The 13,516-nt window shown below is 36.5% G+C and carries 13 protein-coding genes and 1 pseudogene; 3 read left to right on the top strand and 11 right to left on the bottom strand.

Features of this window, described 5'->3' with window-relative positions; genetic code table 11:
• Positions 1-244: 244 nt before the first annotated feature.
• The 3 genes from FG383_RS10225 to rpmG all read right to left on the bottom strand — a co-directional run bounded on the left by FG383_RS10225 (position 245) and on the right by rpmG (position 1,130).
• A complete protein-coding gene (locus FG383_RS10225; protein ID WP_142607315.1) occupies positions 245-586 on the bottom strand; it encodes a hypothetical protein in 342 nt (113 codons plus the stop codon).
• Between the two features lie 97 nt (positions 587-683).
• Positions 684-953, bottom strand: a complete 270-nt coding sequence (gene rpsN, locus FG383_RS10230) for a 30S ribosomal protein S14 (RefSeq protein ID WP_142607316.1) — start codon at positions 951-953, stop codon at positions 684-686.
• A gap of 27 nt (positions 954-980) precedes the next feature.
• Complete coding sequence (gene rpmG, locus FG383_RS10235) at positions 981-1,130, bottom strand: 50S ribosomal protein L33 (protein WP_142607317.1); 150 nt, start codon at positions 1,128-1,130, stop codon at positions 981-983.
• 248 nt (positions 1,131-1,378) lie between these two features.
• Here rpmG and FG383_RS10240 point away from each other — a divergent pair, with 248 nt between their 5' ends.
• Positions 1,379-1,846 (top strand): Hsp20/alpha crystallin family protein, encoded by a 468-nt coding sequence (locus FG383_RS10240; RefSeq protein ID WP_142607318.1) that lies wholly within the window; start codon positions 1,379-1,381, stop codon positions 1,844-1,846.
• Positions 1,847-2,023: 177 nt separating this feature from the next.
• On the opposite strand, the gene FG383_RS10245 is transcribed toward FG383_RS10240, so the two are convergent.
• The 3 genes from FG383_RS10245 to FG383_RS10255 are packed head-to-tail and all read right to left on the bottom strand — an operon-like array spanning position 2,024 to position 5,129.
• Complete coding sequence (locus FG383_RS10245) at positions 2,024-2,725, bottom strand: ABC transporter ATP-binding protein (RefSeq protein WP_142607319.1); 702 nt, start codon at positions 2,723-2,725, stop codon at positions 2,024-2,026.
• Positions 2,726-2,729: 4 nt separating this feature from the next.
• Positions 2,730-3,800, bottom strand: coding sequence for an ABC transporter permease (locus FG383_RS10250; RefSeq protein ID WP_142607320.1), 1,071 nt, complete (start codon positions 3,798-3,800; stop codon positions 2,730-2,732).
• A 24-nt stretch (positions 3,801-3,824) separates the two neighbouring features.
• Complete coding sequence (locus tag FG383_RS10255; RefSeq protein WP_246096955.1) at positions 3,825-5,129, bottom strand: globin-coupled sensor protein; 1,305 nt, start codon at positions 5,127-5,129, stop codon at positions 3,825-3,827.
• A 370-nt stretch (positions 5,130-5,499) separates the two neighbouring features.
• On the opposite strand from FG383_RS10255, the gene FG383_RS10260 reads away from it, so the two are divergent.
• Entirely contained in the window at positions 5,500-6,420 is a 921-nt protein-coding gene (locus tag FG383_RS10260; RefSeq protein WP_142607321.1) for a MerR family transcriptional regulator, read from the top strand.
• Positions 6,421-6,958: 538 nt separating this feature from the next.
• On the top strand, positions 6,959-9,292 hold the full coding sequence (helD, locus tag FG383_RS10265; protein ID WP_142607322.1) for an RNA polymerase recycling motor HelD: 2,334 nt from the start codon (positions 6,959-6,961) through the stop codon (positions 9,290-9,292).
• Positions 9,293-9,366: 74 nt separating this feature from the next.
• Here the strand turns inward: helD and FG383_RS10270 are convergent, their stop codons facing one another.
• The 5 genes and pseudogenes from FG383_RS10270 to FG383_RS10285 form a co-directional block, all read right to left on the bottom strand.
• Complete coding sequence (locus FG383_RS10270; RefSeq protein ID WP_142607323.1) at positions 9,367-9,576, bottom strand: hypothetical protein; 210 nt, start codon at positions 9,574-9,576, stop codon at positions 9,367-9,369.
• Between the two features lie 257 nt (positions 9,577-9,833).
• Positions 9,834-10,856 (bottom strand): Rpn family recombination-promoting nuclease/putative transposase, encoded by a 1,023-nt coding sequence (locus FG383_RS10275; RefSeq protein ID WP_142607324.1) that lies wholly within the window; start codon positions 10,854-10,856, stop codon positions 9,834-9,836.
• A 275-nt stretch (positions 10,857-11,131) separates the two neighbouring features.
• A pseudogene (locus tag FG383_RS10280) lies at positions 11,132-11,410 on the bottom strand (citrate transporter); the annotation flags it as partial.
• A 280-nt stretch (positions 11,411-11,690) separates the two neighbouring features.
• Entirely contained in the window at positions 11,691-11,849 is a 159-nt protein-coding gene (locus FG383_RS20890) for a hypothetical protein (RefSeq protein WP_185907906.1), read from the bottom strand.
• 388 nt (positions 11,850-12,237) lie between these two features.
• Positions 12,238-13,416, bottom strand: coding sequence for a NupC/NupG family nucleoside CNT transporter (locus FG383_RS10285; protein ID WP_142607325.1), 1,179 nt, complete (start codon positions 13,414-13,416; stop codon positions 12,238-12,240).
• Positions 13,417-13,516: the final 100 nt, after the last annotated feature.

Here is a 13,516-nt window from a genome sequence, read left to right on the forward strand (position 1 = left end):
CAATGAACAATCTGTTGCCCTATACCATATATTGGATTCAAAAGGTCCAAAAACGGAGGAAATTTTATTTTTAGTGAGTTGATACTGAATAAGTAAGCAATATCCTTTGATTTTCGCTCCAAGTGGTGACTCTTGCCGAGGCCAACAGGATATTGTTCATTAATATGTTTACTTAAAATAGACCTAATCGATTTGAAAGGATATAATCTATTATTTTGGTTCATCTCGAGTATAAGTTCCACTTTTAATTCATAAATAAAAAAATGCGTTTGCCCTCTGCTTGTGGAAAGTGATTGGTGTAATCTATCCACTCTACTTTTTGACATCGAGCTTCCATTTTTTCATGGAGCTCTCCATCTATTTCTTCCATCCATCTTACAACCTGATCGTAAGGCAAGTTAAAACGAGATACCGCCAAGTGAAAGGGTGAATGCTTGAGTAAAAGCTGGCAAAATTCATCTACGGTCTCTGCTTTTTCCGCTAAACGATCTTCTGTTTTTACAATAAATTGATAAAATTCTCTTTTGTCATCTGGAAGCTTTGCTACCTCACTTCGTAACAAAAACTCCATGAGCCGTTCATTCAAATTACTCACCTCACGTTTAGAAACGAAAGAGCCTCTTATCCTTCTCTCCAACTGTTATAGCCAGGAACGAAAGCCCTTATTTTAGACATGATGCTGATCACCAACTCGATTTCTTTACACCAGGCAATTGTCCTTTATGTGCCAATTCCCGGAAAGCAATTCTGGACATATTGAATTTGCGCATATAGCCTCTTGGTCTTCCAGTCACTTCACAACGATTTTTCAATCGAGTAGGTGACGAGTTTTTGGGCAACTTGCCGAGCGCAGCATAATCCCCTTTTTCTTTTAATTCCTTACGGAGTTCTGCATAGCGGATGACCAATTCTCGCTGTTTTTTGTCTTTAACTACTTTCGATTTTTTCGCCATTGTAATGCCTCCTATAATGTCTATTTTTTATTTTGTTTCTCTATGAAGCGTTACTTTGCGTAGACGCGGGCAATATTTCTTTAGCTCAATACGTTCCGGATTGGTACGTTTATTCTTCGTTGTAATATAATTGCGATCGCCCGACTCTGTACAAGCCAATGTAATATTCACTCTCATGGTTGCTCCTCCTCGCTATGTTTTTCACAAGCACAAACAGCTAAAAACCCCTAGCTGCACATTAAAATAGCACCAACTAAATCGTAATAATTACGATTTAGTTGGTATAATGAATTAAATCATATCATCGTAAAAAAGTAAAGAAAATTTTATTCACCTGTACATATTACATTCCGTTTAGCCCACTACCATTCTTTCGCTTCTACATAATTTATGCATGAGTATCAATTATTGAAGGAGGCATGAAAATGACATTTAGAAATGACAACTTGCCAACAGAGAAAAACGATCACTTCGTCAATACAACGCCCTTTAGCGATAAACCACTTTGGAATTTGCTACAGCAGATGGATTCATTTTTCAATCAATTTTTTAACCACATGAACACTCTCCCACCCGCTCTTGTAGTTAACACGTCTGAAACGGACTCAGAAGTGATTGTGGAAGTAAACTTACCAGGCTGCAATCGAAACCAAATTCAATTGGAGATTATCCGCAATCGCTTAAGAATTGGGATTGAGGATTCCCTTCAAGAAGAAATTAAATATGAAACGCATACTGGGAGAAAACAATTTTATTCGCGAAGAGAGCATATTGTCTCCCTTCCATTTATTATTCCTGAAAAAGAAGCACTAACCACTTTTCACAACGAAGTATTAAGAATAACTATTCCGAAGAAGGATACTCAGCGAAGCTACCTTACAATTAATGAATAAAAAAAAGCTACGATCACCAACTGGACTTGGTGATCGTAGCTTTTTGCTTGATAAACGATTAACGTCAATCATTTAATATATATAAGTGTTTGGTCCCTGTGTCAGAAACAAACATGGAAATCATAACATTCACGTTTGTTTGAATTAACATGTATGTTTCTAACACAGGGTAGCTGTTTAAGATGATTTCTTTTCCAAAACTGCTTGTTTTTCTTCCAGTTTTAGCACTCCATCTGTCATTTTATAGACTTTATCACAGTACTCAATTAATCGAACATCATGTGTTACGACAATTGTCGTTGTTTTGTTACTTTTCGTTTCTTTTCTCAATAGTTCCATCACTTCATAAGCACGGTCGGAGTCTAAAGAGGCGGTTGGTTCATCCGCAAGAAGAATAGATGGCTTGCTGTATAATGCTTTTGCAATAGCTACTCGTTGACGTTCCCCACCTGATAGATCTGCAGGATACTTCTTACGTAAGTCACGTATGCCCAGATCATCATATAATTTTTCTAGTTCAGCTTTTGACATATTGTCTTTTTTCACATTGTCTAATAGCTTCATTTGATTATCAACAGTCAGGAATGGAACTAAGTTAGAGGCTTGCAGGATAAAGCCAATTTCTTTCAATCTGATTTTGGAACGTTTTTTCTCGTTAAAATCAGATAGATTTTGCTCATTAATAAAAATATCGCCACTAGTAGGATTTTGTAAGCCCCCCGCAATTGTTAAAAATGTACTTTTTCCAGAACCAGATGGTCCTATTACTGCAATGAGTTCCCCGATATCTGCAGTAAAATTAGTTTCTTTAAGTGCATCCACCTGTTTATGACCTGAGCCAAACGTTTTTTTCACTTTCTTTAATTCCAATATCGCCATACTATTATCCTCCTATCGCTTTTAGCGGATCAATTCTCACAATGGTTAATACCGAGAATACTGCTCCGAGAATAGCTACAACTGTTAATACCACTCCATAAAAAATCATAGTTGGTATATCAAATGCTACCGGTACAGCACTCGGCAGGAACGTTCCAGTAGTTAGTGTTAATACAAAACCTACAGTTACTCCTATGAATGCTAGTAAGAAAGTTTGTGCAATAACAGATCTAGATAAGTACCCATTGGATATCCCTTGTGCTTTCATCACACCGAACATGCTAATCTTTTGTACAGTCAATACATATAAGAAAATCGCTACAATGACGGAAGAAATGCCAAATAAAAAATAGATCATAAAATTTAGTGTTAGTGCCTGTTCTGTATAGCCAGGTAAATTTTCAATAAATGTTTCAATTTCAATTACCTCTAAATCTTCATTTGATGTAGAAATAGAGGATACATTCTCGCCATATACGACGATACCGTTAATTTTATCTCCGTTCGCTTCGGCCGCTTCTCCAAATTTTACATGTTGAAAGGTTGATAACTCACTATATAGAACAGGAGCACCGTTAAATCGTGCGCTATTAGTAAATCCAACAATCGTAAGTTTTTCATCTGAGGAAGATAGTTCTAACTTATCCCCTATTGCAAATCCTTCCTCTTTCAATGCATCGCTTGCAATCACTTCATTTTCCTTAGAGAATTCTTTCCCCTCTGTCACTTTTGGCATTATACGCTCTTCCTTATCAATGCCAAAAAGAGATATGTTTTGTTTGGTGTCACCATTAGTTGCGATTGCATTCAACTGAGCAAGAATTGCTGTCTCTTTTCCATCAATATGATCAACTTCATCCGTTGTAATAGATGATTGCGGCAAACTTTTATCAGATTCTTCCGATAATATTATAGCAGTTGCGTCCCATTTGTCTACAGATTCTCTATTTAAACTTGCAAGTCCAGTAGCGAGACCTGATAGGAAGAATACTAAATAAGAAACGAGCATTAGTACTCCTATTATTAATGAGAAGCGTAATTTGTTCTTTTTAATTTCGTTCCAGGCTAAAAACATAAAGTCACTTCCTTTTCATGTATTTTATAATTGTGTCGCCGTTTGATACAGGATGTCGGCTGTGTTTGCTACATTTCTAGTGTCACTCGAAATAGCTTTAATCACTTGGACTAGCTCTGTCACTTCCGACTCAACTTGATCTATATGTTGATTGTTTTGTTCAATCGAATGAAGAATTTTGTTGAATCTTCCACTTGTCTCCATCGAGCTTTCTAATCCAATTGCAACACTCTTTTTCATCTCGGAAATCGTGTCTACTGCTTTGTTTGTTAGTTTGGTAGAAGTTTGGACAAGTGTTGTAATTTCTCCAACTGAGCTATTCGATTGTTCTGCTAACTTTCTGACCTCTTGTGCAACGACTGCAAAGCCCTTTCCATGAGAGCCAGCCCTTGCTGCTTCAATAGAAGCGTTCAGTGCTAATAGGTTTGTTTGCTCCGCAATTTGTTTGACTAGGCTAACTATATGAAAGATTTCATCGGAAGATAACTTCAATTCATTTACGATGCTCACCACGTCTTCTGTGCTACTTGTAACGAACTGCATATGTGTCTGCAACTGCTTCACAAGTTCATTTCCATCCTTTGCATCTTTCTGAATCTGTTTTAAACTTACAACTTTCGAATGAACATTTTCACGAATACGAGAAGTATTTGCTTCTATTTGTACAAGAGAAGTGTTTGTTTCTTCTGTTAGATTGACGAGGTCTTCACTGACGTTAGAAATTTTACTTTTTAATTCCGATTTTACGATGTCATATTGTTGTTGTCGTAATTTAACATTTTCTTTCTCGTATTCTTCTAATACAATTTGCATTTCAAAGTTGATGAGTTTGGAAACTGTAAGCATTGTTTTTTCTCTTAGTTCATGGTTCGGTTGTTCTTGGTTTATTAATTCAATAATAATTGCTTGGATTTGATGAAAAGTACCCATATACCACTTAGGGGCTAATCCAATTTTAAAATGCATCTGTGCTAGCTTTCTCTTTTTCTCAATAGTAGTTTCATTGAACTCACCGCTAAACATCTCGATGATATATGTACCAACAGTTTTCTTTAACCGTTCTATTTGTGTGCGTTCTTCAATGATTTGCCGAAGGGAAGGTACAGCTAATACTTGTTCGTAAAAAACAGATACTATGTCCATAATCCCCTTTGTTACATGTGGTTGAAATGATATTATTTGGCTCAGGTCTTGTTTTGTTAACCCAATCAGTTTCATTTGCGTTAGTAATTCTGGGTAGGAATCCAATTGTATTATTGGGTCTTTTGTGGATATGTCAGCATTTATTTTTTCATTTTTGGGTCTTTTTTTTCTAAAAAGTAGTACCAAGTGCCATCTCTCCTCATCTATATTACTTCAGTGAATGAAACAAAAGCTTCTAGTTCTATTATTAACAGGTTATTCACTTTTGTCAAACGTTTGTATAACTTTTAAATAAAACATTGTACAACTAAATTTTAATGAAATGAAGAATTCTAAAGTAAAGTCGAAAAGGGGATGATCTGTTTACCAATTGAGGTGCGATTGCAAGTATCAGTATAGATAGTGCTTTCGCAATTAGGTAACAAAGTTTCTTTTTGTTGTCATATTATTGTATAATGTTGTTGATTGAACATTGTACTAGATGAAATGATTTAATGTATAAAATAGCATGTAATAATGATACAGCTTTGAAAATAAAGCTGAGAGGATGAAGATCATGACACAATCTCGCAAAGGCGGGCTTTATACTATACAACAAGTGGCGGATGTAACAGGTCTGTCTAAACAAGTTATCCGCAAATGGGAAGAACGATATGAGCTTGTACAACCGAATCGATTAGAAAATGGTTATAGAATATATAGCGAGCAAGATGTCAAAACATTATTAAAAGTAAAGGCATTGTCTGAACAAGGATATTCCCTAAAACAAGCAGTATTACTTCTTAAAGAAGCTCATGATTCTGTAGAGGTAGAGTTGGAGATAGAGTCGAAGGAACCGTATGCAGGTTTTAATGATTTTGTGTTTCAGCTTCTTGAAAAAGGAACATATTGCGACGAAATCGAATTAAATTATATTCTACAGCAAGGATATCATCGTTATGGATTAGAAAAGTTTTTAAAGCAGGTTATACTTCCGTTTCTTCATGAAGTAGGGAACAGATGGGAAAAAGAAGAATGGGATGAATATCAAGAATCGGTTTCCAGTATGGTTGTACGAGACTTTTTAGTACAAATTCGTCGAAATTACCGATACCGTGAAGATGCACCGTTAGTAATGGGTGCCTGTCTGCCAAATGAGTACCATGAAATTCCATTACATATCCTATTGTTGCAATTTATGATGAAAGGGTGGAAGGCCATATTAGTTGGCTCTTCCCCAGCTCCTGGCGCTATCGAAACGTTAGTGAAAAAACTAAAACCAAAAATCGTATTACTTTCAGCTACGACGACCATTCCTTTTGAGCGAAATCCAAAACTTCTTCACAGCCTAGACCAATTTGCTGCAGAACATAGTCAAACTGAATTTTATATTGGTGGAGCAGGTGCAATGCAATATTTTGCTTGCAAAAATCTAAAATCGATTCATTTAGCTAATTCTTTGGAAGACGTGTTGGAAGGAAGCAAGAATACAATATAAAAAGGTATTTTTTTTGTTCATTGTGTCAGAAACAAACATGAAAATCACAACATTCATGTTTGTTTGAATTAACATGAATGTTTCTGACTCAAGGTAGCTGTTATAGTCTTACAATATATGGCTGAACGAGACAATATCCACTGCGAACACGACAAAGACTACCCCCAACGCGACAAAAAGACCGCTCAACACACCAAATCCGGAGTTTCTATCCGTAGTACGCAGTATCCCTATAATGCCCAATTATAAGTGGCATAACTTCAATATATTTAGATAAAGCTATCCACATAATAATAATTTTATAATTCCTAAAGCATAAAAAAGCTACGATCACCAACTGGACTTGGTGATCGTAGCTTTTTGCTTGATAAACGATTAACGTCAATCATTTAATATATATTGATAGAATCAAGGATTTGTGGTAAATTAATATAGAAACACTTCATTAGTTATATAATTCATAATTTCCCTATTTTCATTATACATCATATTTTTCATTCGGTCAACTATTATTTTATTTTATAAAGGGGTGCTTGATATGGGTACAGAATTTCAGCAGGAGCAAGAACGAGTAGACAGCGTAATGGAGACAATTACGGAACAAATCAGCAAGCTGGAAGGTGAGGCTACTCGGCGTCGTAATGAAGTCGTCGATTTCCGCAAATACTTTTGGGATGACGTCAAAGTGAACACAGATACTTTCGACGATTATCTAGAAACGATCATCAGCTTGCGACAACAAGCTCAGAATCTTTCCATCACTCAAAGCACTCACAAACAAGCCTTCAATAAGTTATCAGCACTGCGTCGCATGCAGGAAGTACCTTATTTTGGTCGGATTGATTTCACCGAAGAAGGAACTTCAAATGCAGAACGTATTTATATCGGCGTCTCCACGCTTAGGGATACAAGCGGTGAAAACTTCCTAATCTATGACTGGCGAGCGCCAATCTCGAGCGTCTACTACGATTCCCCACCTGGTCCTGCCAAATACAGTACGCCCGGTGGAACTATCCACGGCATGCTAGAACAAAAATGGCAATATATCATTCATGGCGGTGTCATCGAATCGATGTTCGATACTAGTCTCACAATCGGAGACGAAATTTTACAGCAAGTGCTCGGCAAAGGCACAGACAAACATTTACACAGCATAGTTGCCACCATTCAACAAGAACAAAATCTCATCATACGGCACGATCATAAACGTTTGCTCATCGTGTCAGGCGCCGCTGGTAGCGGCAAGACATCTGCCGCTATGCAAAGGATTGCTTACTTGCTCTACAAGTACCGTGAAAGCCTAAGAGCCGATCAAATTATTCTATTTTCTCCTAATGCAATGTTTAACAGCTATGTATCTACTGTATTGCCTGAACTCGGAGAAGAAAATATGCAGCAAGTCACATTCCAAGATTACTTGAACCATCGCTTAAGCGACACATTTCAAATAGAGAATAGCTACGAGCAATTGGAATTTGTATTGACTGCATCGAATACCTCATCCTACCAAGCTAGGACTGCCAGCATCCGATTCAAGGCATCCCCTCTTTTTTTTGAGGCGATTAAAGCTTACAGGGAATCACTAGAATTATCCGGCATGCTATTTAAAGGAATTAAATTTAGAGGAAAACCAATCGTTACAGCTGAACAAGTTACAGATAGGTTTTATAGTAGTGACACATCGCTTCGCTTTTATAGTAGGATTGAAAAATTGGTGGAATGGCTAACCGAGCAGGTGGATGAAACAGAGAAGCACGAACTGACGGAACCATGGGTACAAGAAGAAATTGAGCTACTCAGCAACGAAGATTACCAAAAGGCTCGTACCCTTTTACAAAAACAACAAGGCTTTACAGAAGAGATGCTTGACAATTATGAAAGCGAAACCGAAGCACTTGGCCGCTTAATCGTTCGTAAAAGGTTGAAGTCCTTACGTAAACAGATTCAGTCGCTACATTTTATTCATATGAAGGGAATTTACAAGCAGCTTTTCACTGATCCAACACTGATCAAACAATGGATAGAGGGAAAAACACCCGACAAATGGGATGATATTTGTCTATTGTCAGTGAAAATGCTTGATGAAGGTAAACTCTATTACGAAGATGCTACTCCATTTTTACTTTTAAAAGAGTTGATTCAAGGATTTCAGATGAACAGCTCGATTAAACACGTAATTGTAGACGAAGCTCAAGATTATTCCCCATTCCAATTTGAGTTTTTAAAGCGTTTATTTCCTGCAGCAAAAATGACTGTGCTTGGCGACTTTAACCAAGCGATATTCGCTCATGCCAGCGAAACTGGTGATTTCCATACGCTCACAGACTTATACGGACCGGATAAAACGGATATGATAACTTTGACCCGTAGCTACAGATCAACCAAACCAATCGTTGAATTTACACGTCGACTCGTGACTGGCGGCGAGAGTATTACAGCTTTTGAACGCGACGGAGAGCCACCTGTGCTAACACAATTGGAAGATTATGCAGAACTACACCGCTCCATTGCTTCCAAAATAGCAGACTTGCGCCATCAGCAATATAATACGATTGCGATTATTTGCAAATCCGCTGCGGAAAGCATGATCGCATACGAAGCATTGAAAAACGTGGATGAAATTAAGCTCGTAAAGAAAGGCTCCACTGAATATGAACAAGGCATTGTCGTCATACCAGCTTATTTGGCAAAAGGCATCGAATTCGACGCCGTCCTCATTTATGATGCATCAGCACAAGTATACGGTGATGAGAGTGTTCGCAGATTGTTCTACACCGCCTGCACTCGAGCTATGCATTATTTGCAGCTATATAGCGTAGGCGAACCGAGCCCTTTTTTATGCAATATGGACCAAGAGATTTTTCTTCCATAATCTCAGTCAACTAAAACAGACCTCAGCTTAAATGCTTTGGTCTGCTTTTTTAAAGTTCCATGCATCCGAAAAATTCATCGAGAAGGTCTAGCTTCTTGACAATTGGAACATTTTTTCTGATTGCTCCCTTTAAATTTTGTAAACGTTTTTTCAAATTCATTTCCACACGAACATTTAAACTGTAGTTTTTGCGAGAATCCCGTATATTCTTTTGATAATAATTCACTCTCTGAATTTTTTGAGACATAATCTCGTATTTGTTCAATCGTCCATTTTTTATTCATATAAACACCTCCGATAGTTTTGCCTTTCAATTAGATTTCAAACTACCTAATCTATCTGAATTCCTATTGTACCATCACTTTCAAGATCTTGTTTTAGACTGAAATATTCCTCAATTACTAATTATCTAAGCTGCTTGCCCTGCGTTTCTTTACTTATACAAGTATAAAGACTGCACCTACTGGATAAAGGGATATATATTTACCAAGCGCCCTTTTAAAGTAGTGTTCGTTACTTATGTGTTTGAATTAACATATTATTATTGATCTAAGGAAAGGGATATCTCTTTTATGCGCTCAATGGTTAATCCTGTCACTTCTGCAATAAAATCTACATCCATTTTCTTAGCTAGTAAACTTCGTGCTGTATGCTCTTTTTCTTCCTGCTTACCTTCTTCTCTACCTTCTTCTCTACCTTCTTCTCTACCTTCTTCTCTTCCTTTTTCTCTCCCTTCCTCCCTCCCCTTTTTTTCAGCCATGTATTTTACGTCTTCTAACTTTGCTTCTTCGTCCAAGATGTATTTCAAGCGTGATTCGTATGCGAATACATCTTCTTTGGATTTGCTTAGTTCTTCCCAAGCGGAGAATGCATTGGCTAGCATTTCGTCTTTCATTGCTAATTCCTCCAATTCTTGATAGATTTGTTCATAAACTTTTTCTTTCCGTGCATCGACCATGCCGAGTAGCAGTAACCAGCGAACTAAAATATTATCAAAGGGATTCAATTCATTTTGTCTCCACATGTTTAAAAACTTATTCATTTCAATGAAATGGACTTCCAGCACGTCATCCGATTCGCTTATACGCTGCATTGTCGAATCTTCATATAAACGGAAAGTGTTATGGTAGAAATCATTTTGGTCGAATACAGTAAAATTACAAATATTAATCGTAATTGTTGGTAATAGTGTATGATATCCCATCCCTTTAGACAACTGCGAAGTATAGAGCCTCGACCAGTAGTAAAGAGTTCGCTTGAGCATATTATGTTCGTTGGATAATTGAACTTCAATATTAATTAGTTCACCTTTTTGCGTACGAACGACGATATCTAACCGTGACTGTTTATCGTCTTTGTATTCACCTCCTACTTCTTGACTTTTAAATTCAACTTCTTTAATTGTATCGCGACCGGTTCGTTGCAAAATGGCATTCAGAAAAACGATTGTAATTTTTTTGTTTTTCTCACTTCCGAACATTTGTTTAAAAGCATAGTCGACAGTTAGGTCCATTAGTTTTGATAGTGGAATTCTACTAAGCGCTTTTCGATTGATAGGTCTCACCCCGTTGTCATTAGTTGTATTTTCTTTCTATATTTCACGATACAACAACGACATTTGGAAGTAAATTGTCATAAATGTGTTAATTCCACAACTACTCCATTCTCAACGTAAAAATAGAACCAAAATCGAATTTTAATCCCTTTTTACGCTTCAAAATAAAATTTCTAACAAAGGGTAACTATATTAAAAAACACAAAAAATCACCTCCTGCTAAAAAGCGAAGATGATTTTTGTGTTCTTTTCTAAATAAGCAACTCGATTCGACTTAGTCAAAATTAGAACGTAATAACTCCCAAGACAATTGCTGTGATAATCATGACAAAACATGACCCTAATGCCCACTTAATGATAAACTTTTGATGGTCTCCAAATTCCACACCAGCCATACCAACGAGTAAGTAAGCAGAAGCCATTAATGGACTCATCGCATGGACTGGTTGACCTAATATCGACGCACGCGCAATCTCTACCGGATCCACACCGTAAGCTGCCGCAGTTTCAGCTAAGATTGGCAACACTCCAAAATAGTAAGGATCATTTGCCATAAAATAAGTATCCATGACAATGGTAAATTTAATAGAGTGAATAAAAAACCACATAATATACCACATATAAAGTTTCTACAAATGGAAATTGGCTTTGTTTTCTTTTATTTATGAACTTTGTAATCGGTGTAAAAGTCATGATGTCCTCCCATAATTACTACTCATTTACTATGTACGAACAAAACGAGGCTGCCCCAGGTTGTGTTATACCTCTCCACCATCTTGCACGAAATGGTGGAGACATAAACACATATATCCCTAAGTCAACCTCGTAATTATACAATCCCCATTAAATAACAGCCTCTACTAAATCATCGTTAAAATAAATAACATTTGAGAGAATTTTATTATCTTTTATCTTTTGAGTTGATTCTCTTGCTTCTTTTTCATCCTTAAATTCAAACATCTTAATACTACCTTCATTCGTGTAAACAGTTATGATCCACATTCATCCGTTCCCCCAATAGTATATTAAAAAGTAACGATGTAGAGACAGAATCTAGATGCGATACAAAGCAGCTGTCGTATACTTTGACATTATCATACAACTATTAGAATATAAAGTAAATAATAATAATATTTATTTTATTAAGTTTAATAAAACCATTTTGTTTATTTCGTTCAATAGTTGCTAGTCTTGTTCATTAACCTTCATTAAATCCTCATTCATCTTAGCCTGCTCTTCTAGAAATTTAGAAGTTTCACTACTATTCTTATAAAAATCTTCCACATATACTTCTGTAACATTTGACGCTTACAGAAAAAAGAAAAAGCTGGAGATGGTTTAATACAAAAAAGAAGACCAGCAACGACTGCGGATCTTCTTTTTTATAAGATTATAGGATAAAGCTTACAATGATCGCTGATAAAACACTTACTAACGTTGCGCCGTATAAAAGTTTCAAACCGAATCGTGCAACAACGTTTCCTTGTTGTTCATGTAGCCCTTTTACAGCACCTGAAATGATTCCAATGGAAGAAAAATTTGCAAAGGAAACAAGGAAAACGGAAATAATTCCGATGGATCGTTCACTTAAGTTGGACGCTAATTCATTTAATGAGAGCATTGCTACAAATTCGTTTGTAATTAATTTGGTAGCCATTATTCCGCCTGCTGTTACTGATTCTGAAACTGGAATACCCATTAAAATCGCAAATGGAGCAAAGACATATCCCATAATTTCTTGGAATGAGATCCCAAATATCATATCAAATAAGGTATTTACTCCTGCCATTAATGCAACGAATCCAATTAACATCGCCGCAACTATGATGACAACTTTGAATCCATCTAAAATATACTCGCCCAACATTTCGAAGAAGCTTTGTTTTTCTGATTGGACAACAAGGAGATCCTCTTCTTCTGTTACAGTGTAAGGATTAATGATGGAAGCAATGATGAATCCTCCAAATAAATTAATCACGATTGCCGTTACGACATATCTCGGTTCAATCATCGTCATATAAGCCCCGACAATAGACATCGATACAGTAGACATCGCTGATGCAGATAATGTGTATAAACGCTGAGGTGATAATTGTCCAAGCTGTTTTTTCACGGTAATAAAAACTTCAGATTGTCCAACAATAGCAGATGCTACTCCGTTGTAAGATTCTAATTTCCCCATACCGTTTACTTTACTAATTACCCAACCTAACCATTTCATAATGAAAGGAAGCACTTTAATATGCTGCAGAATCCCTATCAGAACGGAGATGAATACGATAGGAAGTAGAGCTGTTAAGAAGAAGGGAGCTTGCCCCTCATTCGCAAGGCCACCAAATACAAAATTAATTCCTTCATTAGCGAAATCTAATAATTTTTCAAACCCAGCTGCGATTCCCTTAATAAGTATCAATCCAAATTTTGTATTCAGTAATAAGAATGTTAATATTACCTGAAGAATGAGCATCTGGATAATTGGTCTAATTTTTATTTCTTTACGATTGTTACTTGCAATCCAGGCAAGACCCAGAACGACAATTAAGCCTACGATTGAAATTAAATAATTCATTTAATGCCTCCACAAAGTTGTAATGTTCTAAGGTTGAACGTCTGACCATTCAACTTACTAAGTATACATTTATTACTCATTATGTCCAAATACTATTTAT

Origin of the sequence: Psychrobacillus soli, from assembly GCF_006861775.1 — a bacterium.
In the GTDB taxonomy this organism is placed as follows: Bacteria; Bacillota; Bacilli; order Bacillales_A; family Planococcaceae; genus Psychrobacillus; species Psychrobacillus soli.

What these genes read in the sequence shown, in the direction of transcription:
- FG383_RS10270 (WP_142607323.1), bottom strand. Translation starts at nt 9,576, where the DNA reads ATGAATAAAAAATGGACGATTGAACAAATACGAGATTATGTCTCAAAA.
- FG383_RS10245 (WP_142607319.1), bottom strand. Translation starts at nt 2,725, where the DNA reads ATGGCGATATTGGAATTAAAGAAAGTGAAAAAAACGTTTGGCTCAGGT.
- FG383_RS10240 (WP_142607318.1), top strand. Translation starts at nt 1,379, where the DNA reads ATGACATTTAGAAATGACAACTTGCCAACAGAGAAAAACGATCACTTC.
- rpmG (WP_142607317.1), bottom strand. Translation starts at nt 1,130, where the DNA reads ATGAGAGTGAATATTACATTGGCTTGTACAGAGTCGGGCGATCGCAAT.
- FG383_RS10285 (WP_142607325.1), bottom strand. Translation starts at nt 13,416, where the DNA reads ATGAATTATTTAATTTCAATCGTAGGCTTAATTGTCGTTCTGGGTCTT.
- FG383_RS20890 (WP_185907906.1), bottom strand. Translation starts at nt 11,849, where the DNA reads ATGTGGATCATAACTGTTTACACGAATGAAGGTAGTATTAAGATGTTT.
- FG383_RS10260 (WP_142607321.1), top strand. Translation starts at nt 5,500, where the DNA reads ATGACACAATCTCGCAAAGGCGGGCTTTATACTATACAACAAGTGGCG.
- rpsN (WP_142607316.1), bottom strand. Translation starts at nt 953, where the DNA reads ATGGCGAAAAAATCGAAAGTAGTTAAAGACAAAAAACAGCGAGAATTG.
- FG383_RS10250 (WP_142607320.1), bottom strand. Translation starts at nt 3,800, where the DNA reads ATGTTTTTAGCCTGGAACGAAATTAAAAAGAACAAATTACGCTTCTCA.
- helD (WP_142607322.1), top strand. Translation starts at nt 6,959, where the DNA reads ATGGGTACAGAATTTCAGCAGGAGCAAGAACGAGTAGACAGCGTAATG.